The sequence below is a fragment of the Hymenobacter canadensis genome (assembly GCF_027359925.1).
Taxonomy (GTDB): domain Bacteria; phylum Bacteroidota; class Bacteroidia; order Cytophagales; family Hymenobacteraceae; genus Hymenobacter; species Hymenobacter canadensis.
On the sequence record NZ_CP114767.1, the window covers coordinates 3449242 to 3475567 of the forward strand.

The window sequence follows — 26326 nt, forward strand, 5'->3', positions numbered from 1 at the left end:
GGACTACCAGAAACCTCAGCAACTATGAAACAACTACTGCTCTGCTTACCCCTGCTGACGGCGCTTACCGCCGCCGCGCAGGTACCCATGCCGGCCCCGGCCCAAAGCAAGCCGATTCTGCTGGTGGGCGGCAACCTGCACGTGGGCAACGGCACGGTGGTGCCCGACGCCGCCGTGGCCTTCGACAAGGGCCGCATCACCTACGCGGGCGCCCAAAGCGGCTTCGCGCAGCGCGCCGGCTACGAGGTGATTGACGTGAAGGGGCAGGAAGTGTACCCCGGGCTAATTCTGCCCAACACCACGCTGGGCCTCACCGAGGTGGAATCCATCCGGGCGACGGTGGACGAGCAGGAAGTGGGCATGATGAACCCCAACGTCCGCTCCCTGATTGCCTACAACACCGATTCCGACATCATCCCGACGGTGCGCACCAACGGCGTGCTGCTGGCCCAGATTACGCCCCGCGGCGGGATGCTGTCGGGCCAGAGCAGCATTGTGCAGCTCGATGCCTGGAACTGGCAGGACGCCGCCGTGCGCCCCGACGACGGCCTGCACCTGAACTGGCCGGCCATGGTGCTCAAGCTCAGTTCCGCCGAAGACGAAAAAGCCGTGGAACGGCGCACCAAAGAGCGCCAAACCCAGCTGCGCGACCTGGAAGCCATGCTCACCGAAGCCGCCGCCTACAAGAGCCTGCCGGCCGGCCACCGCGAAAACCTGCGGCTGTCGGCGCTGAGCGGGATTTTCGACGGCTCCAAAACCCTGTTTATCCACGCCGACTACGGCAAGGAAATAGTAGAAGCCGTGAGCTTCGCCAAGCGGCTGGGCGCGCAGAAGGTGGCCGTGGTGGGCGCCCGCGACGCCTGGATGATGCTGGATTTCCTGAAGCAGCACGACATTGCCGTGGTGCTCTCGCGCACCCACGCCCTGCCCCGCCGCCCCGGCGACGACTACGACCTGCCCTACAAACTGCCGAACATTTTGCAGCAGGCCGGCATCCGCTACTGCCTTGATTATGAAGGCAGTATGGAAACGGCCGGCTCCCGCAACCTGGCCTTCATTGCGGGCACCTCGGCCGGCTTCGGCCTCACCCCGGAGCAAGCCCTGACGGCCGTAACGCTCAGCCCCGCCCGCATCCTGGGCATCGACAAAGACTACGGCAGCCTGGAAACCGGCAAAAGCGCCACCCTGGTGGTAAGCAGCGGCGACCTGCTGGACATGCGCACCAACAACATCACCCACGCCTACATCGACGGCCGCGCGTTCAGCTCCGAGAACAAGCAGCTGTACCTGAACCGCAAGTTCAAGAGCAAGTACAGCATGCCGTAAGCCGGAATCCAGGGCCGTAAAAGCACCTACAAAAAGGGTCCGACTCCACGTGGAGTCGGACCCTTTTTGTAGGTACCCTGTTAGTCTTTACTTCCAGAACTCCCGGATGGTGTCCTGCATTTCCTGGTGCACGTGGCCGTTGGAGGCCAGCACCTGCCGCCCAAACAGCGGGTCGCCGTCCTGCAGAAATTCGGTGGTGCGGCCGCCGGCCTCGGTCACGAGCAGCAAGCCGGCCGATACGTCGTAGGAGTTGAGGTTGAACTCGAAGAAGCCCTCGAAACGGCCGGCCGCCACGTAGGCCAAATCCACAGCCGCCGAGCCCAGCCGCCGCACCCCGTGCGACTTGCGCATGAACGCGCCCAGCACCTGCAGGTAGTCGCTCATGAGGCCGAAATCGGTGTAGGGGAAGCCGGTGGCGATGAGCGAGCTGTTGAGGTCGGGCACGTCACTGACGTGAATAGGCAGCTCGTTGCAGAAGGCGCCGGCCCCCTTGGCGGCCCGGAAACACTCGTCGCGCACCACCTCGTACACCACGCCCGCCACCAGCTCCTGCCCCCGGATCAGGCCCACGCTCACGGAGTACACGGGCAGGCCGTGCACGAAGTTGGTGGTACCGTCGAGCGGGTCGATAATCCAGTTGAACTCCTCGGCGCGGTCGGCGCCCTCGGTGCCTTCTTCGGTGATGAAGCCGGCCTCGGGCAGCACCTCACGCAGGCCCGCTACCAGCAGCTTCTCGGTTTCCTTGTCCACGTACGACACCAAGTCGTGGACGCCTTTGCTCTCGATCTGGCCGCGGTGAAACGTAGCCGCCTCCTGGCGGATGAACTGCCCGGCGTGCCGCGTTACGGCCGCCAGCTGAAAGCTGATTTCGTTGTAATCCATGTGGTTGATAAAGTCAAGAAAAGTATCTGTCATCCTGAGCTTGCGAAGGATCTTATCAGGCGTAAACGAGTCGTTTAGCAGTGAAGCAGACGTGATAAGGTCCTTCGCTCCGCTCAGGATGACAGACGGTATTAGATTGCCGGTTGTTGCCGGCGCCGCACACCCTGCACCACTGTGAAGCCCAGCAGCAGCGCCGCCAGCGCCTGGCAGGCAGGCCCGATCAGCTCACCGTGACGGACATAGAACGTCTGCTCGGTGTTGAGGTGCACGGTGTAGCGGCGGGCGTCCTGCGTCCACCAGGCGGTGCGCACCAGGAACTCGCCTTTCTGGTTGATGAAGGCCGAAATGCCCGTATTAGCTGAACGGGCCACGTCGCGGCGGGTTTCGATGGCGCGCAATGTGGCGTACTGCACGTGCTGGCGGTGGCCGGGCGAGTCAGACCACCAGCCGTCGTTGGTGATGATGCCGATGAGGGTGGCGCCGTTCTTCACGTATTCGGCCATGAAGTCGCCGTACACCGATTCGTAGCAGATGCTGGGCGCCATACGCAGGCCGGGCGTGGCGGTCTGGAACACGGTGCGTTCCTCCTGGCTGCCGTAGGAGCCCACGAAGCCGCCCAGGTCGATGTTGTTGATGAGCGAGGCCAGCGCCACCGGCACCTTTTCCACGCCCGGCACCAGCCGCGACTTGTGGTAGAACGTCACCGGCCCGGTAGCGCCCGGGAAGTGCACGGCCGTGTTCGACACGTCGTAGTAGCCCAGGTCGTCGCGGAAGCGGGCAGTGGGCGTGGCGGTTTCCTTGGACGGGTACATCCGGATGCTGGTGATGCCCGTAATCAGCTCCAGGCCAGGGTGCTGCGCCAGGAAGCTGCGTACCCGCTGAACCTTGGGGTTGGCATCAAACGACTGCTCGAAATACGATTCTTCCAGGGCCGTTTCAGGCCAGAGTACGAGTTTGGTCTGGGGCGTGAGCTGCTGCTCGGTGAGGCGGATCAGGCGGCTGAGCTGCTCGTCGTAGGGAATGAAGTTGGGCGTGCTGCTGAACTTCTCCAGGTACGGATCCACGTTGGGCTGTATCACCACAACCTCGGCGGCCGCGCCCTTTTCCTGGTATTGACTGCCAATAATCAGTGACACGGCGATGGGCAGCACCGCCGCCACCACCGGCGCCAGCCACCGCCGGACCAAGCTGGTGGGCGCTGGCTGCCGATATAGCGCCAAGAACGCCAGGATGTTCACAGCCCACATCCAGACGGAGCCGCCCAGGAAGCCCGTGTACTCATACCACTGCACCAGATAGTTGGCCTGCGCGAAGCCGTTGCCGAGCGTCAGCCAGGGCCAGGTAAGGTCCCAATGCAGATGTAGCTGTTCGAAGCCAATCCAGTAGACGGGCAGCGACAAATAGCCCAGCACCGGGCCAGCCAGCCGCTTGGTGTGGTAGAACGCCATAACGGGCGCGCTCATCATCAAAGCATTGCAGATTACGGCCGTGATACCGCCGCCTAACGTGCTGTAGCTCACCCAGTACGTGGTGAAGGCGTTCCAAAGCAACAAACTGAGGTAAGTGTAGCGAAACACCTTCCAGCCGCTGGCCCCGCGCTGCACCAGCAGTTGCTCCAGGCGCAGAAACGGCACCCAGGCCACCAGCAGCACCAGCGCCAGTGGGGCCGGGTGCACCGGCCAGCCCAGCCACAGCAGCACCGCACTGAGCAGCGCCAGCAGGCTGGGTAGCCAGTAGGCCAGGCGGCCGGCCGTTGGGGCGGGGGCGAGAGTGGGGTTATTCGTCACGGTCGTCATTTTTGTAGCGGTCCTCCTTGATGCGTTCTTCCTTCTCGCGGCCCTGCACCACCAGCACGATTTCGCCTTTGATGGCGGCGCGGGCCGCGAAGTTGGCGGCCAGTTCGGCGAGTGGGGCCGTCACGGTTTCCTCGAACAGCTTGGTCAGCTCGCGGCTCACGGAAGCGGGCCGCTCGGAACCCAGCACGCCGGCCAGCTGCTCCAGCGTCTTCACAATCCGGTGCGGCGACTCGTAAAAAATCATGGTGCGGTGCTCGTGCACGAGTTCCTGCAGGCGGGTCTGGCGGCCCTTCTTCACGGGAAGAAACCCCTCGAACGTGAACCGCTCGGCCCCGAAGCCCGACTTGAGCAGCGCCGGCACGAAGGCCGTGGCGCCGGGCAGGCACTCCACCCGCAGGCCCCGGGCCAGGCACTCGCGCACCAACAAGAAGCCGGGGTCGGAGATGCCGGGCGTGCCGGCGTCGGAAACCAGGGCCATGGTTTCGCCGCGCTCCAGGCGCTCCAGCAGCCGCTGCACCTGCTGGTGCTCGTTGTGGAGGTGGTAGCTGAGCATGGGCTTTTTCAGACCCAGGTGCTGCAGCAGGCGGCCGCTGGTGCGGGTGTCTTCGGCCAATACCGTGTCCACTTCACCCAGGATCCGGATGGCCCGCAGGGTGATATCCTCCAGGTTGCCGATGGGCGTGGGCACGAGGTAAAGCAGGGTTTTGGGAGCGTCAGCCATAGCCGCAAAGGTAGTGCACCGCCTGCATGTGGCGCGGACTTCAGTCCGCAGCCCGCCCGAATGCGCGCCGCCCGCGTGTGGCGCGGAAGTCGGGCTGCGGACTAAAGTCCGCGCCACAAGCTACTAGCTTCCGCCGTACTCCGCGGCCAGCTGGTCGATGGCGGCGGCCAGGGCGTGGTCCTTGGCGGTGACGGTGTTGCCGGCGTCGTGGGTGTGCAGGCGGAAGCTGACCACGTTGTACTCGTTGCTCCACCACGGATGGTGCTGCTGGTGCTCGGCTTCCTCAGCCACGTCGGTCATGAAGCTGAAGGCTACTTTGAAGTCGGGGAAGCGGAAGGTGCGGGTCAGGGTGTTATCGGTTTCGGTCCACATGGGGGCAAATGGGGGCAAATGGGTAAAAAGGAGGCTTATGTCTATCTTCTTGATGTAAGTCAATGCTGCTCAACCCAGCAGTTTTCAACTTTGCCTTTGCCAGTCAGCTTAACTACCAAAAAGTTAGGATCAATAGTAGACCAACCTACTGGGTACAAAAGCACTGTATCTGGCCGGGAAGGCAACCTCATAAAAGCGTTGAAGGCAGCTAAGAATTTGTCTTGATTTTCAGGCTTCAAATTCTCAGGATTACTGGCAGAAAGTGAATCTGGTACGACTACTTCTTTGGGAAGACGTTGCTCCACACCCTCTTTATATGGTGAACCTAGCAGGGCTACTACTGCTTCACGTGGCATGCCTGCACGAAGGTGATTTTTGAGCACATCCTGCACCATGTAGGCTCTGGGGTTGCGCGTGTCTTCCACACCGGGGTTTTGCAACCAAACTTCCTGATCAAAGGAAGCTGAATGCGAACAGCCTAGCACGAGAAAAGAGAGAATAGCAACTGGTGAGAATTTCATGGTATGTACGGCTTTATATAAACTGTTTACAGGAATTATTCAGGGTCCTAAATACTATAACTCACTGGCACTATCCAAGCTGAGCCCGAACTTCCATCAACGCAAAGCCCAGCAGGTTGAGGCCGCGCCACTGTGCCGGATTGGCGGCCTGCGGATGGCTCTGCGCCAGCCCGATTCCCCATACCGGGTCTACGGGGCTGGCCTCTACCAGCACGCGGGCGCCCGTGCCCAGCAGAAACGCCCGCAGCGCCGGATGCTGGCTGAACTTGGCCGCATTGCCGCGCACCACCACCGCGAAGCGGGCGTCATTCCAGCGGGCTTCATCGAAGTTGCGGACGGTGCGGCCCAGCTTTTTAGCCTGGTCGGGATGGGAGGAAGCCAGAATGGCCTGGCGGGTGGCTTCGTCCTGAAACAGGCGGGCTTTTTCGGCCATCATGTAGTGCTCGGCGGTGGCGTAGGTATCGCCATCCAGATCGAAAGGCGCCGGATACCACTGGCTGAATACCTCCTTGCCGACATGGCCGGCGCCGGTATGGCCCCAGAAATACAGATACTTCACAGGCGCCCCAGCCTCCAGATGATGCAGCAAGCTCTCGACAGAACGAATGGCGGGTAAGCCGGCGGCGAACATGGCAGATGCGGGGAGGAAGCGCGAATATTTTAAGGCAGCGGGCAGGCCAAAGCTAAACCCATATCGGCGAACCGCAGTACACCTAGCTATACCTGACTCCCACCTTAACACCTCGACCTGCCATGGCTACTGACCCGAACAACCGCCCCGTGCGCGTCATCAACGACGATACCACCGAACAGGAAATGAAGGCCGGCCACATCACGCCCGGCGGCGACCCGCCCAAGAACGAGGATGCCCGCGGCGGCTTCGGCAACCGCGACGGCAAGGAAGGCTTCGGCACCGACAGCGGCGCCGGCATCTCGGCCGTATCGGTCAACGAAAACGCCGACAAGACCAGCTCGCCGCCCGACAACATGCGCAGCACCGACGAAGGCCGCCCCGACCGTCCCAACCAGGACCTGCCCGCCGACGACCTGGACCTGGCCACCCGCCGCCCCGCCGATGAGCTGGACCGCGACGACGCCCGCAGCGGCCCCGATGAAATGTCGGACCCGGACTCCCGGGTAGGCATGGGCCAGATGGAGCGCCCTGCCATCAACAACGATGACCTCGCCCGCCAGGGCACCAACGCCGACCTCACCGACCCCGACGCCTCCGACACGGCCATTGTGCAGTAGCTAAGGCAATACCTGTGATATCTAAAAAAGCACCTTTTCGATCCAGAAAAGGTGCTTTTTGCGTCTTCCCGCTTTTCCGATACCATATGGCCCGCTACGCTACCACCGACCTGCACGGCTGCCTGGCCACCTTCCGGCACCTGCTGGAACACCAGCTGCGCCTGCAGCCCACCGACGAGCTCTACCTGCTGGGCGACTACGTCAACAAAGGCCCCGAAAGCCGCGGCGTGCTGGATTACCTGATGCAGCTGACCGCCCAGGGCTACCAGGTGCACTGCCTGCGCGGCAACCACGACCAGGAGCTGCTCGACGCGGCCCTGGGCCACCAGCAACTCACCTGGGCCGCCGCCGCCGACCGCCAGCAAACCCTGGCCAGCTTCGGCATAGCGCGGCCCGAGCACCTGGCGCCGCGCTACCTGCGCTGGCTGAGTGACCTGCCGCACCAGCTCGATATTCCGGGCTTCACGCTGGTGCACGCCGGCTACGACTTCCGGCTGCCGCCCGAGCAGATGCGCCACGACTGGCACACCATGCTCAATACCAAGGAGTTTACCCTTGATGCGTCGCGGCTGCAGGGTCGGCACCTGCTGCACGGGCATGTGCCCACGCCCACTGCCACCGTACAGCAGCACGTGCAGGCCCGGGCCGGCGCCATCGGCCTCGATACTGGCTGCGTGTACCGCCACAACCCGGAGCTGGCCCATCTGGCTGCCCTCAACCTCGACACGTTCGAACTTACGCTCACCCCCAACCGAGAGACGCCCTATCCTATAGCCCGCCGCTAATAGCCGTTCAGCGAAACCCAGGGCGCCCCTGTTTGCCTCACCCATTGGTGTTGGGCAATCAGGGGCGCCCTGCGTCTATACAATTGCATTTATTCAACATCAGTATATTCTATTATTGCATCATTCCAATTCATTATTCTAAGTATCGGTTGATACAAATCAAAATAATACCATTTTATAAACACGATAAAACAAAAACATAATAGAGCTTTTGCCAATAAAAATTTATTATCTATACTTTTCCACGCTAAGAATAATGTTTTAAAATGCCTTTTACAGGCCATTTTAACTATCTTAAGATATATCAAGGCAGTTCATATTCTATAAACGGGAACCATAATACAAATTTCACACAGGCTAAATTGGCATGTGTTCATTTCTGCTCTATATTTGACGAATCATATAACGCCTCATCCACCAAGCAACACTTCAATTAAACTTTGCAAAGACTTTCGATTTGCCGAGAGCCTTTTGCCTGATCGGGTGTGGGCTGTGCGGTGCGCCTGCTGCGAGGGGATAGAGTAGGCTGCCTGCCACTCGGCAACGCGCCGGAGCAGAGCCGCCGGAGGGGTTTTTCACGTTTTCTGTCACGCTCATTTACCAATCAGAGGGATGAAAAGAACACTACTTTCCATGTCGGGCCAGTCGTTGAAATGCCTGGGGGGCATCTTGGCCGGCTCGTTGCTGCTGGCGGCTCCGGCGTGGGCCGCGGCTCCGCTGGTGAAGACGGTAGGCGCTGGCGGCACCTACACCACCATTGCGCAGGCGCTGGCCTCTGTCCCGACTGAGGTTTTGCAGCCTATTGAAATTCAGCTGCTTGATGCCAGATACACGGAGAACGTACTCATCAACAAGGCCGGCACGGCTACCAGCACCATCACCATCCGGCCGGCCGCCGGCGTGACGGCGGAAATCACCGGCACGCTTACGTTTGGGGCCGGCAGCCACTACGTGGTGGTGAGCGGCCACAACGGCACCAACGCCCGTACCCTCACGCTGCGCCAGCCGGCCATCAGCCGGGCCACGGTGGTGTTTGAGGACGATGCCGCCGACAACCGCCTCAGCCAGACCCGCGTGCTGGGCAGCTGCCAGCAGCCGGGCCTGGGCGTGGTTACCATCGGCAACGCGGCCACGGCCGGCAACGACCGTAACACGCTCATCGACAACCTGATTACCAACGCTTCGACCACGCTGCCCAAAACGCTGATCTATGCGTTCAACATCGTGCCGGGCGCGCTCAACGAGGACATCAGCATCACCGACAACGACCTGGCCAACTTCACGGCCTACGGTCTGCAGGTGCAGAGCGGCAACGGCTCAAACTGGAACATCTCCAACAACGACTTCTTCTACGACCAGGCCACCACGCCTACGTCGATGCAGACGGCCATCGACTTCGAGCCCGGCACGCTGTCCGACAACAACGTCATCAGCGGCAACAGCATCGGGGGGCGGGCGGCCGCGGCCAGCGGCGGCACCTGGGTGAACACCAGCGCCGAGTTCCGGGGCATTGTGGTGGGCTGCGGCAGCGGCATCAGCACCACCATCAGCAACAACCTGGTGAGCAACGTGAGCCTCACCAGCACCACCCAGCCCCTGACGGCGCTGCGCCTGGAAGACGGCCTAACCGCCGTGGCTGGCAACAGCGTCACGAACGTGACCAACAGCGGCCAGGGCGGCGTCATCAGCCTCAACTCGCGCACCGACACGGATCTGGTGAACTTTACGGTGGCCAGCGGCCAGATTGTGAACGTGGAACCAGGCGGCATCCTGACCCTGACCGGCAACCTGCGGAACGACGGTGTGCTGAAAAACGCCGGCGACGTGCTGGTGACTGGCAGCTTCCTGAACAGCTCCTCGGGCACCTACAACCAGACCCAGGGCACGCTGGAAATCAAAGGCGATATGAACAACCAGGGCGGCACGTTTACGAGCGTGGGCGGCCTGGTGAAGCTGACCGGCAGCGGCCCCCAGCTGGTGAGCGGCGGCGTGTATTTCAACCTCGAAATCAACGGCGCCGGCACCAAAACCATCACCAACGACGCCGACATCATCAGCCAGCTCACGCTCACCAACGGCATTCTGGCCACTGGCGCCCACACGCTGGAGCTGCTGGAGCAGGCCAACATCACGGAGTCGGACGCGAGCTACGTGCTGGGCCGGGTGATGGCCAGCCGCACCGTGCGGGCCAGCAACACCGAGCTATTCGGGGGCCTGGGCCTGGAAATGACGCCCGCCGCCAGCTCCGTGCTACCCGGCGCCACCGACGTGCTGCGCGTGACGGGCACGGCCGCCAGCGGCTCCAATGGCAGCCAGGGCATCAAGCGCTACTACGACGTGACAGCCACCACCGCTAACGGCCTGAACCTGAGCCTCGTGATGCGCTATTTCACGCACGAGCTCAACGGCATTACGCCCGCCAACCTGCGCTTCTTCAAGTCGACGGATGCGGGCGTGAACTGGCAGCCGCGCGGCGTGAGCAGTAGCGGCCCCGGCTACGCCCAGCTCAACGGTGTGGATGGCTTCTCACGCTGGACCCTCGGCGACGCGCAGCGGCCGCTGCCGGTAGGCCTGACCTCGCTGCGGGCTGTGCGCCAGGGCCCGCAGGCGCTGGTTTCCTGGACGACGGCCTCCGAAATCAACAACCGCGGCTTCGAGGTGGAAGTGAGCACCGATGGCCGGCAGTTCCGGGGCCTGGGCTTCGTGCCCGGCCAAGAGGGCCCGGCCACCCAGCCCCGCGCCTACCAGTTCCTGGACCGCGAGGCCAACAAGCAGGGCCTGCGCTATTACCGCCTCCGCCAGGAAGACCAGGACGGCAAAACTAGCTACTTCGGCCCCGTTACGGTGTCGTTCCGGGAAGCTCAGGCCATGCAGCTGGCGGCCTATCCTACGGCCTTCAGCGGCCGTCTCACCGTGGAGCTGACCACGCCCACCGCCACGCCGGTAGCCTTCTCGCTCATCGACGCCGTGGGCCGGGTGGTCTGGCAGCAAACCCAGCCCATGGACGCCGGCCTCAGCACCCTGGACCTGGTTCCGCAGTGTCCCGCCGGTACCTACACCCTCACGGCCCGCCTCAACGGCACCGTGCTCCGCCAGCGCGTAGTACGTCAGTAGCAACCTGGTTTTCAGGCTGCTCACAGCGCCGCCCCTGCAAGGGCGGCGCTGTTTTTTTGGGGGTGTTGGAAGCTGCCGGCACGATGTAGAGACGCAATACTTTGCGTCTCGTCGTTGAACGACTAGAAGCGTGCCGGTTGAACGACATCAGCAACGACAAGACGCAAAATATTGCGTCTCTACACCTTCTGGCGTCCTGAAAGAGTCTTGTTTACAGCAACTTATCTTCAGGACAACGGCTGAACCAGAAACGGGGGCATGGTTCGTGTAGCAAGGGCTACGGTTATACTTTCTACTCCTTACTTCCTGATTATGCCTGCTTCCTACGCCTCTGCCGACGTGTTGCCGCGGCCCCATCTGCCCCATCCGCCGGCCCTGCCGGCCCCGCGCCGCAAGCGGGCCTGGGTGAAGGAGCGCGCGTTTCTGGTGCAGAACATCGTGCGCGGCAACGTGCTGCACAACACCGGCGGAGCGCTACACGTGATGCGCCTACTCACGCTGCACAAGATGCCCGCCGGCCTGCTCGGCCCCGAACACCCCTGGGTAACAGGCCAGATGCCCGCCGGCCAGGGCGCGGTATGGCCCCGCAACGTGGTGTTCCGGACGGAGCCCGCCACCGAATGGGCCCAGCCCGACTACACCCCGGAGCCCGACGACGTTATTGCCAGTAAGGTGGGCAAGTTTCTGGCGACGATGGTGGGCAAATCGGTGCCGACGCCGGAGATTCCGCACGGCACACGCCGCCGTATGCCCCACGCCATCAACTACCTGCACGGCGCCGTGCACTACAACGGCCTCACGCTGCTCTTCAACCACTTCGCCGAAGCCCTGCAGTACCTCGCCGACCCGCGCTTCCGCCAGGAACTGCGCCGCCTGATCCGCACGGAGCACCGCGAAGTGACGCTGGTATTCCGGGAGCGGAACTACGACCCCACGGAGTACGCGTATTTTTCGGCCTTCGTGATGTCGCACTTGCCATGGTTTGCCAACGTGAACGGAGCCCAGCGGCGCGTCATGTGGGGCAACCCCTCGCCCTACCCGGCCGTGAACATCATCAATGGCAACTGGGTGGCCGACACCGAGCGCCTGCGCCACGGCGACACCCGCAGCATTGTGCGGGAGCCGGTAGCGCCGGGCCTCTACTTCCAGGGCGACTACGGCGTGCCCACTCGCGGCGCCAACCGCCTCGAAAAAACCCACGCCTTCCTGATCAACAACTGGGTGCGGCGGCGTGGCTTCCGCGGCGGCCTCTACTTCGTAGACCGGCGCAAGATTGAAGCCGAGCGCTACCGCCAGTACCAGGCCACCGATGGCCAGAACTTCGTCGGTAACGAGCTGATTGAGAATCCGATGCGGCGGCGTGCCAAGTAATGAAGTGATGGGGTTATGAGGTAAATGGAACGTCATGCAGAGGCGCAGCCGAAGCATCTCGCGTGCTGACGTTGTGTTGGTAACTGTCATGCAGAGCAGAGCGAAGCAGCTCGCGTGCTGATGCAGGAGTACTATTGCAACGTCAGCACGCGAGATGCTTCGCTCCGCTCTGCATGACGTACCATTCACCTCATCACCCAATCTCACACCTTATCCTGCCGGATCAGGCGGCGGTAGACCTGCACCATGCGCTGCTGCGACATGCCGAGGCGGTACATGGCCGTGATGAGGTAGTAGATGCCCTGCAGCCGCCACACGCCGTTTTCGCGGTATTTGCGGGCCGAGGTTACGATGTAGTGCGGCAGCACCCGCAGCGGCGCCACCCGGCGCAGGCGCCGCGTAATTTCCTGATCCTCAAACACCACCATATCCTCGCGGTAGCCCCCGGCCTGCCCGAATACGTCGCGCCGCACAAACAGGCTTTGGTCGCCGAAGCGGAATACCTCCTGCGGGAAGCGCGTGAACCAGGCGTTTAGGGCCAGAAACCAACTGGGGTGGTCGAAGCGCAGGCGGTAGCCGCCGCAGCCCGCGCCCCCGGCCACCGCCGCCCGGATGTGTGCGGTAAAGCCCGCCGGCGGATAGGTGTCGGCGTGCAGGAAGTACAGGATGCTGCCTGTGGCGGCCGCGGCCCCAAAGTTGAGCTGCGCGGCCCGGCCTTTGCGCGGGCACAGCAGCACCCGCGCCCCGGCGGCCGTGGCTTCTACGGCCGTGGCGTCGGGGCTGTGGCCGTCTACCACCAGCAATTCCAGCGCCGCATCGGGGCCGGCAGCCGTGCGCAGGTGGCGCAGCAGCGGCCCGATGTGGCCGGCTTCCTTATAGGTGGGAATGATGATGCTGATAGCCGCCGGCCCGGTTGCCGCAACAGGAGCAGGATTCATACGGCGAATCGTGTTGGGTAGTCAGTAGCGCGAACTTTGCGGTTCGGGTTTCCGCACCGTTCAGGTAGTAGCTATGGCGCGGAAACGCGAACCGCAAAGTTCGCGCTACCACCAGCCACCACCCAATACTTACTTGCTGTTCAACACCTTGGCTTGAAGCACGGCTTTGGCATCGAGGCGGTAGGGGTTGCGGGGGTCCTGGGCTACGGCTTGCAGAGTGGTGCGGGCCTGGGGCAGCTGGCCGGTGCGCCACTGCGCCATGCCCAGCTGATACTGCGCCTTGCCGGCCAGGGCCGAGCCCGGCTGCCGGCTGGCCCGCAGCAGATAGGGGCGGGCGGCGGCGGCCTCATCCTGGCGCAGCAGCGTGACGCCGGTGTAGTAGAGCAGCGTGTCGGGGCCGAGGCTGTTTTCGGAAATGCGGCGCAGCGAGTGCAGCGCGGCCGGATAGTGGCCGTCGCGGTACTGCTGCATGGCTTCGCGCAGAAACGGGTTGCCGATACGCTGGGCGGCGGCTTCCGTCAGGCCGGGTTCGGGCGTGTAGTAGCGGGTCCAGGCCTCATCGGAGCTGATGGCGTGGGGGCGCAGTAGCAGCCACAAACCCACGCCCAGCAGCAGCAGCAGCACCCCGCCCGCTATGCCCCAGCGGACCTGCTGGCGGCGACGGCGGCGCTGCACGCGCTGCAGCGCATGCTGGCGCTGGTCGAGGCGCTTATCGAGGCCGGTGAGGCGGTGGCGCAGGGTTTCGTGGCCGGCCACCCAGCGCAGGTCGGCCGTAAACCGCTCGTACTGTTCGTAGGCGGTGCTGAGCTGCTCGTCCTGTTCCAGGCGCAGCTCAAAGGCTTCCTGCTCGCTCTCCGACATCTGCCCATCGGCAAAGCGTTCCAGCTCATCGAGGTAGGGGCGCAGGTCAGGCATATCTTAGGGCTTAGGGAGTAGGGCTTGGGGAATAGGATTCGTGGCTCATTAACAGGAACTTAGGACTAGGGGCTTATTTGTATGTGCAGTCGTTAAACGACTTAAGCCCTACGCCCTATTTCCTAAGCACTATCCTTGAGGCTGAGCTCGTAGAGGCGGCGTAGGCAGCCGGCTTTCTGCAGGCGGGCCACGGTGGCGTTGGCGAAGCCCATCTTGCCGGCCACCTTCTCAAAATTGTAGCCCCGGAAGTAGAAGAACATGAGCACCTGCTGGCAGTCGGTGCCGAGCTGCCCGAACAAGCCCAGCAGCCGTTGGCGCCGGCCGGCTTCCGCCACGGGCAGCACCTCGGTGTCGGGGCGGGCCGTCTGCAGTTCCTGCACGGCCATGCCGTAGACGTGGGCCCTCAGGTCGGGCGGGAGCTTGGTGAGGCGGCCGTCGGCTACCTGGTCGTAGAACTCCACTAGCACGGTGCGCAGCAGCTCGTGGGCGGCGGGCGGCTCCAACTGGTGCTGCCGCCGGGCCCAGCGCGCGAACAGGTCGCGGTTTTCCTGGTAGAAAGTTATCAGAAACGACTGGTTGCCAACGCGCAGATGGGTCAGGGTTTCGGCTAAAGGCTGATTCACGGGGCCAGAGCAACAAAGACAGAATACGGCCCCGGCCGGCAGCAGCCTGCCCGGGCGGAACAAGATAACGCAGAAAGTTGGCTTGCGGGCTATAAGAGGCCACCTCACCCGCACAAACCGCCGCCCACCAAGCCCCGCCCGAAGCCGCGTTGCGCCACCCGCGGCCGGCGTTTCGGCAGCGGCTTCTGCCGGCCGGGCCCAGCCGGAATTTTGTTGGCCGCTCAGGCCGCGCCCTATATCGAACATAAAATCAGCTGTGTATCTTCCCGGCAACTTCCTTTCCCTTCTTTATTTGCTTCCACCACTACTCCCGTTTCCTGCATGAAACACCTCTCCTCCTTGGGGCTGGCCGCGGCCCTGAGCCTAGCGCCGCTGCTGGCGCAGGCCCAGGCGCCGCAACCGGCCGGCCGCTACACGCTGCGCCTGGCCAGCGGCCCCGTAACGCCCGCCGCCAACTTCGCCGACTGGCTGCGGCAGCCCGCCACCACTGCTCCCGCCGATGCCTGGCAGGGCCAGGTGTTTCGGGTGCTGCAGTTTGAGCAGCTGCCCACCGAGGCGCAGAAAGCCACCCTGGCCGCGGCCGGCGTGCGCCTGCTCGACTACCTGCCCCGCAACGCCTGGACCGCCGCCCTGCCTGCCAGCCTGCCCCACCAGCGCCTGAGCGGCGTGGGCTTGCGCAGCGTGCAGCCCGTGGCGCCCACCTGGAAGCTGGCCGGCGACCTGGCCCGGAATACCATTCCGGCCCACATGCGGCGGCCCGGCGGGCTGGTAGAGGTGAACGTGCAGTACTACGCCACGCTCACACCCAACCAGGCCGCCCAGGCGTTGCGCCAGAGCGGATTTCAGGAGGCCGGCAAGCCGATGTTCGGGCAGCTGCTGCGGGTGCTATGCCGCGAGGCCGACATTGCCCGGGTGGCGGCGCTGCCCTGGGTGAGTGCCGTGGAGCCCGCCACGCCGCCCGCTGAGCCCGAGAACTTCCGGGGCCGCACCGACCACCGCGCCAACGCCATCAGCACCGACTACGGCGCCGGCCGCCACTACGACGGGCGCGGCGTGACCGTGGGCCACGGCGACGACGGCCGCATTGGGCCGCACATCGACTACCAGGGCCGCTTCGACCAGAGCGCGGCCGGCGCCAGCGGCGGCAACCACGGCGACCATGTGGCCGGCATCATCATGGGCGCCGGCAACGCCGACCCACGGGTGCGCGGCAACGCCACGGGCGCTTTCAACCAGTACTTCTCCTACCCCGGCAACCTCACCAACACCCCCGCAGCCTACGCTGGCGCCCGCAAGATGCGCGTGACCAACTCCAGCTACGGCGACGGCAACAACACCGGCTACACCAGCTTCACGCGCACCGTGGACCAGCAGACGCGCCAGCGGCCCTACCTGCTGCACGTGTTTTCGTCGGGCAACTCCGGTACCTCTGACTTCGGCTACGGGGCCGGCGTGGGCTGGGGCACCATCACGGGCGGCCACAAGATGGGCAAGAACGTGATTACCGTGGGCAACGTGACGTACACCGACGCGCTGGCCGGCTCCAGCAGCCGCGGCCCGGCCAAAGACGGCCGCATCAAGCCCGACGTATGCGCCGTGGGCACCAGCGTTACGTCCACCGTCGACCCCAACACCTATGCCGTATTTACGGGCACCAGCATGGCGGCGCCCGGCGTGGCCGGCGTCACGGCCCAGCTGGTGCAGGCCTACCGCAGCCTCAACAACCAGCAGGAAGCGCCCGGCGCCCTGCTGAAAGCGGCGCTGATGAACACCGCCGAAGACCTCGGCAACCCCGGCCCCGACTTCCGCTTCGGCTACGGCCGCGTGAATGCGCTGCGGGCCGTGCGGGTGCTGGAGCAGCGCACTTATCTGAAAGACTCTCTGACGACGGGCCAGGCCCGCACCCACACCATTGCAGTGCCGACCGGCAAGAAGGAGCTACGCGTGATGGTGTACTGGCACGACTATGAGGGTGCCATCAACTCCACCGAAAACCTCATCAACGACCTGAACATGCAGGTGGCGCTGCCCGGCGGCACCACCTACCAGCCCTGGGTGCTCGACCACCGGCCCACCGTGGCCCAGCTCAACGCCAACGCCGTGCGCGGCCTCGACTCGCTGAACAACGTGGAGCAGGTGACCGTGGCCGAGCCCGCCGCCGGCACCTACACCGTGACCGTACGCGGCGCGGCCGTGCCCCAGGGCCCCCAGACCTACTACCTAGTGTATAGCTACCTCGAAGACGGCGTGGAGCTGACCTACCCGCTGGGCGGGGAAGGCTTCGTGCCCGGCGAAAACGAAGTAATCCGCTGGGATGCTCCGGCCGGCCCCGCCACGTTCGCGCTGGACTACTCCACCGATAACGGCACCACCTGGCTCCCGATTTCCGCCACCGTCGCCGCCACCGCCCGCCACTTCGACTGGACGGTACCGGCTGGCGTGGCCTCGGGCCGCGTGAAAGTGCGCGTGACGCGCGGCGCGGCCAGCAGCCAGTCGGTAGTGCCGCTTACCGTGTCGGCGCTGCCCGGCAACCTGCGCCTGGGCTACGTATGCCAGAACGAGGTGAAGCTGCAGTGGGACACGCTGGCCACGGCCTCGGCTTACATTGTATATAAGCTGGGGGCTGAGTACATGGACTCCGTGACGACCGTCACGCGCACCTCGGTGGTGCTGCCGGGCCTGGGCTACGGCGCCGAGCAGTGGTACGCGGTGCGCGCCATCCGGGCCTCCGACGGGCTGCGCAGCCGCCGCACCCGCGCCCTCAACCAGCCGGCGCGCATCTTCAACTGCCCCGGCCCGCCCCTCATTGCGTTTGAAGCCAGCCGCACGCTGGTCTGCCCCGGCGTGCCCGTCACGCTCACCGACCAGAGCCAGTCGTTCCCAACCAGCTGGACGTGGTCGGTGTCGCCCAGCGCGGGCGTCACGTTTGTGGGCGGCACAAGCGCCAGCTCGCAGAATCCGCAGCTGCAGTTTGCCACGCCCGGCACCTACAGCGTCACGCTGCTGGCCAGCAACAGCTACGGCCCCACCACCGCCACCCGGCCGGCTCTCATCACCGTGACTACCGGCGACCCGCTGCCCGTGGTGCAGAATTTCCGCACCAGCACTTTCCCGCCCGCCGGCTGGCAGGTGGTCAACCCCAGCGCTACCTCCAACTTCCGCTGGCAGCTGAGCGGCTCCATCATCCCGGGCCCCGACTCAGTGGCGCGCCCCGTGCCCATGGCCAACGACTACGCCAACGCGGCCCGCGGCACCGAAGACTACCTGATTACGCCCCCGCTGAACCTGAGCACGGTGCCCGCCACCGCCAACACCGTCCGCCTGACGTTCTGGGTGGCGTATGCGGCCTACAGCGCGGCGTATTTTGATGGTATCCGGGTGGATATGAGCACCGACTGCGGCGCTACGTTCCAGCCCACGGGCTACCTGAAGCGCGGCACAGCCCTGGCCACGGTGCCCGGCTTCGACACCAATGAGTGGGAGCCTTCCCGGCCCGCCGACTGGCGCCAGGAAACCGTAGACCTGCCCGGCCTGCTGACGGCCGGCGGCACGCGCCCGGCCAACGTGTTGGTGCGCTTCGCCAACCTCAACGACTACGGCAACAACCTCTACCTGAGCAATGTGCGCCTGCGCGCCCTGCAGGTACTGGGCACGGCCGGCCGCCAGGCCAACCTGGGTTTGCTGAGCGCCTATCCGGTGCCTTTCTCGCAGGAGCTGACCGTGCAACTGGCCCCCACCAAAGCCGGAGCCGCCACGCTCCAGCTGCTCGACGCCCTGGGCCGCACCGTGCGCGAGGAAGCGGTGCTGCTGCGCGCTGGCGCCCAGCAGCACACGCTGGCCACCGGCAGCCTGCCAGCCGGCGTGTACACGCTGCGCCTGCGCACCAGCGCCGGCACCCAGCAGCTGAAAGTGGTGAAGTAAGCGACGTTGCCACCGCTTGCCGGTCCGACGGCTTTTTCAGCCGTCCGACCGGTCGCCGCAGGCTGATGTTGGTACGCCATGGTTCGGGCGGCTTCGTTTGAACGACGCGGCCAGCAACCGGTCGGACGGCTACCGCCGTCGGACTGGGGCAGTAAGTAAAGTAATCCGCGCGTTGGCGCGTCTGCCGGAAAGCGCCTCCCGTCTGGGGGGCGCTTTCTTTGTTGGAGAATAGTCGGGAACTTGCCTGCCTGCTTCGCTTTTCCCCTGTACTGCCATGGCTGCCGACCTGACCTCTGCCGATTTCTCCGTGGTGCCGACGCTGGAGGGCCTGCCCGCTTCTGTGCTGGACTGGCTGCTCGCCCACGGCGAGCGGCGCGAGTTTGCCCCCAACGAAACCGTGGTGGAGCCCGGCATGCCCGCCGAGCTGATGCTGGTGCTGCTGCAGGGCAGCCTGCAGTTTTACGTGGCCCGCAATGGCCAGCCCGAGCCCGCCTTCCGCCTCGATACCGGCCAGATCAGCGGGGTGCTGCCCTACTCGCGCATGCAGACCATCAAGGCCCGGGGCGTGGCCGTGGGGCAGGTGGTGGTTTATACCCTGCACCGCGACCTGTTTCCGGAGCTGGAACAGGTGAGCCCCGAGCTGGTGCAGCGGCTGGTGGCTTTGATGAGCGACCGGGCCCGCCTGGAAGCCCGCGGCCAGGAGCGCGACGACAAGCTGCGGGCCCTGGGCAAGCTCTCGGCGGGTTTGGCGCACGAGCTCAACAACCCCGCCGCCGCCATCGTGCGGGCCGCCGAAGCCCTCAACCAGCACCTGCGCGCCTCGCCCACGCTAATGCGCGACCTGCTGCAGCACTGCCCCGACCCCGCCGCCCTCGACCGCCTCACCGCCCTGGCCCTGGCCCCGGCTGCCGACGGACCGCCCCTCTCCGGCCTGGCCCGCGCCGACCGCGAAGACGAGCTGCTGAGCTGGCTGGAAGATGAACAGGTGCCCGACCCGTATGCGTTGGTGGAGGGCCTGCTGAACGCGGGCCTTACCGCAACGCAGCTGACCGATGCGGTATCCGGCCTGCCGACGGCCGCCCGCCCGGCCGCGCTGGCTTGGCTGGAAGCCAAGCTGGCCTCGCTGCGCCTCGTGCACGATGTGCAGGAAGCCGGCGGCCGCATCAGCACGCTGGTGCACAACGTGAAAACCTACTCCCACATGGACCGCGCCGCCGATTTCGCGCCGCTGGACGTGCACGCCGGCCTCAACAGCACCGTGAACATGCTGGGCTTCGCGTTGCGCGAAAAAAACATCCGGCTGGTGCGCGACTACGCCCCCGGCCTGCCGCCGGTGCGCGGGCAGGTCAGCAGCCTCAACCAGGTCTGGACCAACCTGCTCGACAACGCCATTTGCGCTTTGCCACCAGGCGGCGAAATCGCGCTCCGCACGCTACTGGAAGGCGACTTCGTACGGGTGTTCGTCATCGACAACGGGCCCGGCATTCCGGCCGAGATTCTGCCGCGGGTACTGGAGCCGTTCTTTACCACCAAGCCGGCCGGCGAGGGCTCGGGCCTGGGCCTCGATATTGCGCTGCGCACCGTAGAAAGCCATGGCGGCAAGCTGGAAGTGCGCTCCGAGCCCGGCCACACCGAGTTCTGCGTATGGCTGCCGGCGTAGACAGGTTGGGGAGTAATGGGTTGGTACTGTCATCCTGAGCTTGCGAAGGACCTTGACACACCAGAATGATCTAATAATAGACACAACTCAGCGAAGCTCTGCGCCGACCCTGTAAACCTCCGCGAGAAACAGCTTTACGTCGACTCATACGTGAGAAGATCCTTCGCAAGCTCAGGATGACAGATCATCCACCCTACTACTCTTACCCCTCCACCATATGGACAAGAAACCGATTATCCTGACCGTGGACGATGATGCGCAGGTGCTCAATGCCATCGACCGGGATTTGCGCGCCGAGTTCCGGCAGCACTACCGCATTCTGCGGGCGGCCTCGGGCGAGGAGGCGCTGGAAACCTTGCGGGAACTGCTGGGTCGCGAAGAAGAAGTGGCTTTGATTCTGGCCGACCAGCGCATGCCCGGCCTGGAAGGCGTGGAGCTGCTGGCTGAGGCCCGCAGCCTGTTTCCAGACGCCAAGCGGGTGCTGCTTACGGCATACGCCGACACCGAAGCCGCCATCCGGGCCATCAACAACGCCCGCCTCGACCACTACCTGATGAAGCCCTGGGACCCGCCCCAGCAGCTGCTCTACCCCACCCTGCACGATCTGCTGGGAGCCTGGCGAGCCACGCACCGGCCGCGCTACAAGGGCGTGCGGCTGGTGGGCTTCCAATGGTCGCCGCTCTCGCACGACCTCAAGGACTTTCTGGCCGGCTACATGGTAGCGTATCAGTGGCTGGATTTCGAAACCAACCCCGACGCCCAGGCCCTGCTTTCGGCCAAAAACCTGGCCGCCGTTGACCTGCCAGTGGTGGTGCTGGAAGATGGCACCGCCATGGCCAAGCCCACCGCCACCGAGGTAGCCACCCGCATCGGCCTCACCACGCAGGCCACCCAGGAGCTGTACGATGTGGTGGTCATCGGGGCCGGGCCGTCGGGGCTGGCGGCGGCAGTGTATGGGGCTTCCGAGGGCCTGAAAACGCTCATCATCGAGCGCCAAACCCCTGGCGGACAAGCCGGAACCTCATCCCGCATTGAAAACTACCTGGGCTTCCCGACGGGGCTGAGCGGGGCCGAGCTGGCCCACCGGGCCTGGGCGCAGGCCGTACGCCTAGGGGCCGAGTTTCTGGCTCCGCGTGAGGTGACCGAGCTGTGCGTGCAGGATGGCTACAAAGTCCTCACCCTCAGCGACGGCAGCACCGTACGCACCCGCGCCGTGGTGCTCACCACCGGCGTCAGCTACCGCACCCTCGACGTGCCCGGCATGCACCACCTGAGCGGGGCCGGCGTGTACTACGGCGCCGCCCGCACCGAGGCGCGCTCCTGCGACGAGCAAGACGTGTACATCGTGGGCGGCGGCAACTCGGCGGGGCAGGCGGCCATGTACCTGGCCACCTATGCGCGGCGCGTGGGCATCGTCATCCGGGGCGAAAACCTGGCGGCGTCCATGTCGGCGTACCTGATTGAGCAGATTGCCCACACGCCCAACATCGAGATTTTGCCCTTCACGGAAGTTGCCGAAGTGTGCGGGCAGGACCACCTGGAGGCCGTGGTGCTGAAAAGCCGCGGCGAGTTGCGCCAAGTACCGGCCCGGGCGCTGTTCGTGTTCATCGGAGCCAAGCCCAGCACCGAGTGGGTGTGCCAGACGGTGCTCTGCGACGCCAAAGGCTTCCTGTTGACGGGCCGCGACCTGGTGACGGACCCGCGCTACGCCACCGCCTGGAAGCACACCCGGGAGCCCTACCTGCTCGAAACCTGCGTGCCCGGCGTATTCGCGGCCGGCGACAGCCGGGCCGGGGCCATGGCCCGCGTGGCCTCGGCAGTGGGCGAAGGCAGTATGGCCATCAAGTTTGTGCACCAATACCTCGACGAATAGCCGCCCGAAACGGGCCCCGGCCACCGGAAACGCAAAATTTCTTCGGTGCTGCTGCAGGCCTCGTTTTGGCCTGCCACGGGGCCGCCCAATGGCCCCGGTCGGAAACGCGGCGCCGGTAATAGGCCCTTTCCGGGATTTCAAGCGGGAATATCGAAAACCACTGGGGCGCCCACACAGTATATGCATTTCGGCGCTATTGGCGCGCCGTTGTGCTGCTTTGCCTGTGTGGGCGCTTTATATGGCTTCTTTCTCTACTTTCTCTTCCTGGCGCCGCCTGAGTCTGGCGGCCGCCGCCACCGTGCTGTTCAGTGGCTGTGAGCTGCTGGAATTCAGCCCCAACGACTTCCGGGGCCCCGAAGACCTGACCAACCTCACCCAGAAAAACCTCGACAAGCTGGCCGCAAAGCCGTTGCCGCCCGGCGACACCCTGCGCTTTGTGTTCACCGGCGATTCGCAGCGCTTCTACAATGAGGTGGAAGCGCTGGTAGCCAGCGTGAACCAGCAGCCGGGCGTGTCGCTGATGGTGGTGGCCGGCGACATTTCCGACTTCGGGCTGGCCCGCGAGATGCGCTGGGTGGCCGAGCGCCTCAACCGCCTCACCATTCCCTACCTCACCGTCATCGGCAACCACGACCAAGTGGGCAACGGCCGCGCCTCCTATGAGCAGATCTACGGCCCGCTGAACTACTCGTTTGTGTACGGCGACACCAAGTTCATCTTCGTGGACACCAACAGCCGCGAGTACAACTTCAACGGCCGCATTCCGGACGTGCCGTGGCTGCAGGGCCAAATGCAGGACCTGCAGGGCGCGCGCCGGCAGGTGGTGATGTCGCACGTGCCGCCCCAGGATGGCGACTTCGACCAGAACCTGACGCCCGCCTACACCCGCACCCTGGCCGAAGCGCCCAAGCTGGCCTTCGAGCTGAACGGGCACCGCCACAGCTACAGCATCGGGGAGCCCTTCGAGGACGGCGTGACCTACATCAACTCGGCCTCCTTTGAGCGCAACGAGTACCTGATTGTGACGCTCTGGAACGACGCCAACGACGAGCCGCAGTTTCGGCTGAAAAAAGTGAGTTTCTGATGCGCCACCTGCTATTTCCGCTCCTGGGCCTCTCTTTGCTGGCAGGCCCTGCGCTGGCCCAGACCGCGCCCGACACCCCCGATGCCGTGGCGCCGCGCCCCTGGTTTCGGCCCCGCCACCTGATTCTACAGACGGCCGGCGGCATGGGCATGGTGGCCGGCGGCGTGGGCTACAGCTTCTGGCGCGACCGGACGGAGGCCGACGTGCTGGTGGGCTACGTGCCCAAAAAGCACGCCGGCTCGGCCCTATCCATTGCCACGCTCAAGCTGCTGTACACGCCCTACTCGGTGCCGCTGGGCGAGAAGCTGACGCTGCGGCCCCTCACGTTCGGGCCCTATGTGAGCTACACCCACGGCACCATCAACGACGAGGAGCGGGGCCAGTACACCAAGGGCTACTATTGGTTTTCGACGGACACCCGCGTGGGCGTCGTGCTGGGTGGGCGGCTCAGCTACAACCGGCCCACGTCGGCGGCCGGCCGCTCACACCGGGTGTCGGCATACTACGAGCTGGGCACCAATGACCTGTACGTGGTCAGCTACTTCTCTAACAGCAATTTCCGCTCCCTGAGCCCGGTTGACATCCTCACGCTGGGGTTGGGCATCAAGGCCGAGTTCTAGCCTGACAGGCCAGCAGCGGCTGAAGTTTCACAAGAGCTAAGCGGCTACTGGCTCTGCTGCACTCCGGCCAGATAGGCTTCGCGGGCCTCGCTGAGCAGGCGCAGGATGGTAGCCCGCTGGCGCAGCAAACTTTCCATTTGGGGGCGCTGCTGCCGGAACAGCCGCAACGCCCGCAGCCGCCGCAGGCGGCCAGCCAGCTTGTTGGCGTAGTAGAGGGCGTAGAAGCCGGCGGGCGCCAGACTCAGGCCGTAGAGCAATGTCCAGCGCCAGTCCTGGGTGAAATGGTGCACCAGCGCAATCTGGGCAGCGTAGCCGAGGCTGAACGTAATCATGCCCACCACCAGCATGATGGGCGCCACAAACTCCACTTCCTTGGTGGCGCGCTTGGCCACCATGGAGGGCAGCTTGTAGGGCAGATAGTTGTTGATAACGCCATACAGATACACCGGCAGGCCCAGAGCCAGCTTCAGGCCCGCCACAACGGCCCGCGAGGTGCGGGTGTCGGGGCGGCCGGTGCGCTCCAGGGCTTCGTCGGTGAGGCCGAGGCGCTTGAGGTCGGTGAGGTAGGCCGTCAGCTTCTCGCGCACCTCGCCCAGGTGGTCGGGGTCGTGCTTCTCGAAATACGCCACGGCCTGCAGCAGCGTGCGGCTGAGCTGGAAGTTGTCGTAGAGCGTGCGCGGATCGTCGTCGATGAGGTGGCCGGTGAAGGTACGCTCCAGCTGCTGCACCAGCTCGTCCTCGGCCGCGTCGCGGGTGATGACGAGGTGCTGTTCCAGGTGCTGCCGGATGTCCTCAGTGAGCTGGTCGGCGGCGGCGGCGGGGTCCTGGTGATAGGCGGCGGCGTAGTCGGCCACCCGGATGGGCGGCGCCACGTTCACCAGCACATCGGAGCGGAACCGCTGGGGGTCGAAGTAGTTGATGCCCACCGGCAGCACCTGCAGGCCCAGCGTGAAATTGTGCCGCGCCTCGGCCCCCAGCGCAATGCGGGCCGCACCGGTTTTGAGGGGTCGCAGGCGCCGCTCGCTCACGCTGGTGCCTTCCGGAAAAATCATGACCGTGCCGCCGCGTCCCAGGTAATCGTAGCACTTGCCGAAGGTGGCCTCGTTCTGGGCTTCCAGCTGCTCGGGCGTGGTGGCTTCGGCCCCGGTTTCCAGGTCCTGGCGGCGGTAAATCGGAATGGAGTTGCCGGACGTGAGCAGCGCCCTGGACACCGGATTCTTGAAAAACGTGCTCTTGGCCAGAAACGCAATAGGCTGGCGGCGGTTGGCGGCCACCACCAGCGGGTCCATCAGGGTATTGGGGTGGTTGCTCACCATCAGCAGCGGCCCCGGGGTCTGCAGCCGGTCGCGGTGGCGGATTTCGAGACGACGAAAGAACACGCGCAGCGCGACCTGCACAAACGGCTTTATGACGGTGTAGAAGAGCATAGTGAGCAAGTACGGCGGAACCAGATAAATAGCCAACCCGCTCCGCCCGTTACACCCCAAAATCGGCAGCAGAACCCGACTTTTACGCCCCGGCCAAAACGGCTCGCTTTTGAGCTATAAGCCGCAGATACGGCGTTTTCGCCTATCATTGCCCGGACTTTTGGCCGGGGCCGCCGGCAGCCGATCAGCAGCGGAGCAGCGGGCTTTTCGACCGGCCGCCGGCCCCGGCCAATGGATCATCAAACTTACGCGCCCTCACTTACCGTATAGCACAGTATCTATGCTGCACCTCTATCGTTTGCCTTTGCTCCTGCTCGGGGCGCTGTTGCTGCCCGGCCCCGCGCCGGCGCAGCAGCCCACGCCGCCGGCTGCCGCTCCCACGGAAGCGGAGGTGCTGCGCCAGGCCACGCAGCTGATGCAGAACCGCCAGTACGAATCGGCCTGGAAGCTACTCAATGGCTTCGACCCCAAGCACCGCCGCCCGGCCGTGGCGCTCAGGCAAACCGAACTGGCCCTCAACTATCATCTGCGCAGCCGCGAGCTGGAAGGCTTTGGCTTCGTGGATGTGAAGCCGCTGGAACGCCTGGATTCGTTGCGGGAGCATTTCACGCGCGCCGCTATCCGCTACCCGTTTGCGGTGGAAACGGTGCTGAAAAACCTCATCCAGCAGCACCCCACCAACTACCGCCTCCACCGCGCCCTCGCCGACTACTACTACCAGACCGAGCAGTGCAGCTGCGCCGAGGCCGACAAGTCGCCGGCCCAGCTCTACGCCCTGATGGTGCGCTACTACGCCACCGCCCATCAGCACGGCCTCGGCGACTTCAGCTCCTACTTCGCGCTGGGCTATGCCCGCCAGAGCCTGCGCCAGTTTGCCGAAAGCGTGCCCGCCTACACCCGCGCCATTGCACTGCGGCCCAACTACGCGCCGGCACATTTCCAGCTATCCTACAGCTATACCGTGCTCAAAAAGCTGCCGCTGGCCCTGCAGGAAGCCCGCGCCGCCGCCCGCTACTTCGACGACCCCACTGCCAAGAGCGACGCCACCTACTTGGCCGAAAACCTGGAAAAGAAGATTGCCCAGGCCGCCAAAGCGAAGAAGAAGTAACGCGAAGCTCCAGCTTCT

21 protein-coding genes are annotated in these 26326 nt (G+C 64.7%); 11 read left to right on the forward strand and 10 right to left on the reverse strand.

The features are described 5' to 3' along the window. Nucleotides 1–24 precede the first annotated feature (24 nt). Nucleotides 25–1326, forward strand: coding sequence for an amidohydrolase family protein (locus O3303_RS14830; RefSeq protein ID WP_269559171.1), 1302 nt, complete (start codon nt 25–27; stop codon nt 1324–1326). A gap of 87 nt (nt 1327–1413) precedes the next feature. Here the strand turns inward: O3303_RS14830 and O3303_RS14835 are convergent, their stop codons facing one another. From O3303_RS14835 to ybiA, 6 genes are all read right to left on the reverse strand, one after another. Beyond that, nucleotides 1414–2208, reverse strand: a complete 795-nt coding sequence (locus O3303_RS14835) for an inositol monophosphatase family protein (protein WP_269561917.1) — start codon at nt 2206–2208, stop codon at nt 1414–1416. A 131-nt stretch (nt 2209–2339) separates the two neighbouring features. Next, nucleotides 2340–4004, reverse strand: coding sequence for an apolipoprotein N-acyltransferase (lnt, locus tag O3303_RS14840; RefSeq protein ID WP_269559172.1), 1665 nt, complete (start codon nt 4002–4004; stop codon nt 2340–2342). After that, the gene (rsmI, locus tag O3303_RS14845) at nt 3985–4725 is read right to left on the reverse strand and encodes a 16S rRNA (cytidine(1402)-2'-O)-methyltransferase (protein ID WP_269559173.1); all 741 of its coding nucleotides are present in this window, start codon (nt 4723–4725) and stop codon (nt 3985–3987) included. The genes lnt and rsmI overlap by 20 nt, the downstream gene beginning before the upstream one ends. Nucleotides 4726–4848: 123 nt before the next feature. Continuing rightward, nucleotides 4849–5097, reverse strand: coding sequence for a 4a-hydroxytetrahydrobiopterin dehydratase (locus tag O3303_RS14850; protein WP_269559174.1), 249 nt, complete (start codon nt 5095–5097; stop codon nt 4849–4851). Between the two features lie 59 nt (nt 5098–5156). Beyond that, nucleotides 5157–5618, reverse strand: a complete 462-nt coding sequence (locus tag O3303_RS14855; RefSeq protein WP_269559175.1) for a hypothetical protein — start codon at nt 5616–5618, stop codon at nt 5157–5159. A gap of 70 nt (nt 5619–5688) precedes the next feature. Then, nucleotides 5689–6249, reverse strand: a complete 561-nt coding sequence (gene ybiA, locus O3303_RS14860; protein WP_269559176.1) for a riboflavin biosynthesis intermediates N-glycosidase — start codon at nt 6247–6249, stop codon at nt 5689–5691. Between the two features lie 122 nt (nt 6250–6371). Here ybiA and O3303_RS14865 point away from each other — a divergent pair, with 122 nt between their 5' ends. From O3303_RS14865 to O3303_RS14880, 4 genes are all read left to right on the forward strand, one after another. Further along, entirely contained in the window at nt 6372–6869 is a 498-nt protein-coding gene (locus tag O3303_RS14865) for a hypothetical protein (RefSeq protein ID WP_269559177.1), read from the forward strand. Nucleotides 6870–6955: 86 nt separating this feature from the next. Beyond that, a complete protein-coding gene (locus O3303_RS14870) occupies nt 6956–7654 on the forward strand; it encodes a metallophosphoesterase family protein (RefSeq protein WP_269559178.1) in 699 nt (232 codons plus the stop codon). Nucleotides 7655–8266: 612 nt separating this feature from the next. Continuing rightward, the gene (locus O3303_RS14875; RefSeq protein WP_269559179.1) at nt 8267–10768 is read left to right on the forward strand and encodes a T9SS type A sorting domain-containing protein; all 2502 of its coding nucleotides are present in this window, start codon (nt 8267–8269) and stop codon (nt 10766–10768) included. Nucleotides 10769–11080: 312 nt separating this feature from the next. Further along, the gene (locus tag O3303_RS14880) at nt 11081–12139 is read left to right on the forward strand and encodes a hypothetical protein (RefSeq protein WP_269559180.1); all 1059 of its coding nucleotides are present in this window, start codon (nt 11081–11083) and stop codon (nt 12137–12139) included. A 203-nt stretch (nt 12140–12342) separates the two neighbouring features. Here O3303_RS14880 and O3303_RS14885 read toward each other — a convergent pair whose 3' ends face one another. The 3 genes from O3303_RS14885 to O3303_RS14895 all read right to left on the reverse strand — a co-directional run bounded on the left by O3303_RS14885 (nt 12343) and on the right by O3303_RS14895 (nt 14615). Then, nucleotides 12343–13077, reverse strand: a complete 735-nt coding sequence (locus tag O3303_RS14885) for a TIGR04283 family arsenosugar biosynthesis glycosyltransferase (RefSeq protein WP_269559181.1) — start codon at nt 13075–13077, stop codon at nt 12343–12345. 129 nt (nt 13078–13206) lie between these two features. After that, nucleotides 13207–13992 (reverse strand): tetratricopeptide repeat protein, encoded by a 786-nt coding sequence (locus O3303_RS14890; protein WP_269559182.1) that lies wholly within the window; start codon nt 13990–13992, stop codon nt 13207–13209. 122 nt (nt 13993–14114) lie between these two features. Beyond that, nucleotides 14115–14615 (reverse strand): hypothetical protein, encoded by a 501-nt coding sequence (locus tag O3303_RS14895; RefSeq protein ID WP_269559183.1) that lies wholly within the window; start codon nt 14613–14615, stop codon nt 14115–14117. A 321-nt stretch (nt 14616–14936) separates the two neighbouring features. On the opposite strand from O3303_RS14895, the gene O3303_RS14900 reads away from it, so the two are divergent. From O3303_RS14900 to O3303_RS14920, 5 genes are all read left to right on the forward strand, one after another. Further along, the gene (locus O3303_RS14900; protein ID WP_269559184.1) at nt 14937–18536 is read left to right on the forward strand and encodes a S8 family serine peptidase; all 3600 of its coding nucleotides are present in this window, start codon (nt 14937–14939) and stop codon (nt 18534–18536) included. A 274-nt stretch (nt 18537–18810) separates the two neighbouring features. Continuing rightward, a complete protein-coding gene (locus tag O3303_RS14905) occupies nt 18811–20196 on the forward strand; it encodes a sensor histidine kinase (protein ID WP_269559185.1) in 1386 nt (461 codons plus the stop codon). Between the two features lie 217 nt (nt 20197–20413). Then, on the forward strand, nt 20414–22069 hold the full coding sequence (locus tag O3303_RS14910; protein WP_269559186.1) for an NAD(P)/FAD-dependent oxidoreductase: 1656 nt from the start codon (nt 20414–20416) through the stop codon (nt 22067–22069). 238 nt (nt 22070–22307) lie between these two features. Beyond that, a complete protein-coding gene (locus tag O3303_RS14915; protein ID WP_269559187.1) occupies nt 22308–23153 on the forward strand; it encodes a metallophosphoesterase family protein in 846 nt (281 codons plus the stop codon). Continuing rightward, nucleotides 23153–23773, forward strand: a complete 621-nt coding sequence (locus O3303_RS14920) for a hypothetical protein (protein WP_269559188.1) — start codon at nt 23153–23155, stop codon at nt 23771–23773. The genes O3303_RS14915 and O3303_RS14920 overlap by 1 nt, the downstream gene beginning before the upstream one ends. Before the next feature lie 44 nt (nt 23774–23817). On the opposite strand, the gene O3303_RS14925 is transcribed toward O3303_RS14920, so the two are convergent. Then, nucleotides 23818–25200, reverse strand: coding sequence for a lysophospholipid acyltransferase family protein (locus tag O3303_RS14925; protein ID WP_269561918.1), 1383 nt, complete (start codon nt 25198–25200; stop codon nt 23818–23820). Nucleotides 25201–25480: 280 nt separating this feature from the next. Between O3303_RS14925 and O3303_RS14930 the strand changes: the two genes are divergently transcribed. Continuing rightward, on the forward strand, nt 25481–26308 hold the full coding sequence (locus O3303_RS14930) for a tetratricopeptide repeat protein (protein WP_269559189.1): 828 nt from the start codon (nt 25481–25483) through the stop codon (nt 26306–26308). Nucleotides 26309–26326 lie beyond the last annotated feature (18 nt).

Bases quoted from the DNA above. Each gene is read 5' to 3' on its own strand.
- ybiA (WP_269559176.1), bottom strand. From the start codon at position 6,249: ATGTTCGCCGCCGGCTTACCCGCCATTCGTTCTGTCGAGAGCTTGCTG.
- O3303_RS14915 (WP_269559187.1), top strand. From the start codon at position 22,308: ATGGCTTCTTTCTCTACTTTCTCTTCCTGGCGCCGCCTGAGTCTGGCG.
- O3303_RS14930 (WP_269559189.1), top strand. From the start codon at position 25,481: ATGCTGCACCTCTATCGTTTGCCTTTGCTCCTGCTCGGGGCGCTGTTG.
- O3303_RS14920 (WP_269559188.1), top strand. From the start codon at position 23,153: ATGCGCCACCTGCTATTTCCGCTCCTGGGCCTCTCTTTGCTGGCAGGC.
- O3303_RS14905 (WP_269559185.1), top strand. From the start codon at position 18,811: ATGGCTGCCGACCTGACCTCTGCCGATTTCTCCGTGGTGCCGACGCTG.
- O3303_RS14925 (WP_269561918.1), bottom strand. From the start codon at position 25,200: ATGCTCTTCTACACCGTCATAAAGCCGTTTGTGCAGGTCGCGCTGCGC.
- O3303_RS14890 (WP_269559182.1), bottom strand. From the start codon at position 13,992: ATGCCTGACCTGCGCCCCTACCTCGATGAGCTGGAACGCTTTGCCGAT.
- O3303_RS14865 (WP_269559177.1), top strand. From the start codon at position 6,372: ATGGCTACTGACCCGAACAACCGCCCCGTGCGCGTCATCAACGACGAT.
- O3303_RS14875 (WP_269559179.1), top strand. From the start codon at position 8,267: ATGAAAAGAACACTACTTTCCATGTCGGGCCAGTCGTTGAAATGCCTG.
- O3303_RS14850 (WP_269559174.1), bottom strand. From the start codon at position 5,097: ATGTGGACCGAAACCGATAACACCCTGACCCGCACCTTCCGCTTCCCC.
- O3303_RS14870 (WP_269559178.1), top strand. From the start codon at position 6,956: ATGGCCCGCTACGCTACCACCGACCTGCACGGCTGCCTGGCCACCTTC.
- O3303_RS14910 (WP_269559186.1), top strand. From the start codon at position 20,414: ATGGACAAGAAACCGATTATCCTGACCGTGGACGATGATGCGCAGGTG.
- O3303_RS14900 (WP_269559184.1), top strand. From the start codon at position 14,937: ATGAAACACCTCTCCTCCTTGGGGCTGGCCGCGGCCCTGAGCCTAGCG.
- O3303_RS14885 (WP_269559181.1), bottom strand. From the start codon at position 13,077: ATGAATCCTGCTCCTGTTGCGGCAACCGGGCCGGCGGCTATCAGCATC.
- O3303_RS14880 (WP_269559180.1), top strand. From the start codon at position 11,081: ATGCCTGCTTCCTACGCCTCTGCCGACGTGTTGCCGCGGCCCCATCTG.
- O3303_RS14835 (WP_269561917.1), bottom strand. From the start codon at position 2,208: ATGGATTACAACGAAATCAGCTTTCAGCTGGCGGCCGTAACGCGGCAC.
- rsmI (WP_269559173.1), bottom strand. From the start codon at position 4,725: ATGGCTGACGCTCCCAAAACCCTGCTTTACCTCGTGCCCACGCCCATC.
- O3303_RS14855 (WP_269559175.1), bottom strand. From the start codon at position 5,618: ATGAAATTCTCACCAGTTGCTATTCTCTCTTTTCTCGTGCTAGGCTGT.
- lnt (WP_269559172.1), bottom strand. From the start codon at position 4,004: ATGACGACCGTGACGAATAACCCCACTCTCGCCCCCGCCCCAACGGCC.
- O3303_RS14830 (WP_269559171.1), top strand. From the start codon at position 25: ATGAAACAACTACTGCTCTGCTTACCCCTGCTGACGGCGCTTACCGCC.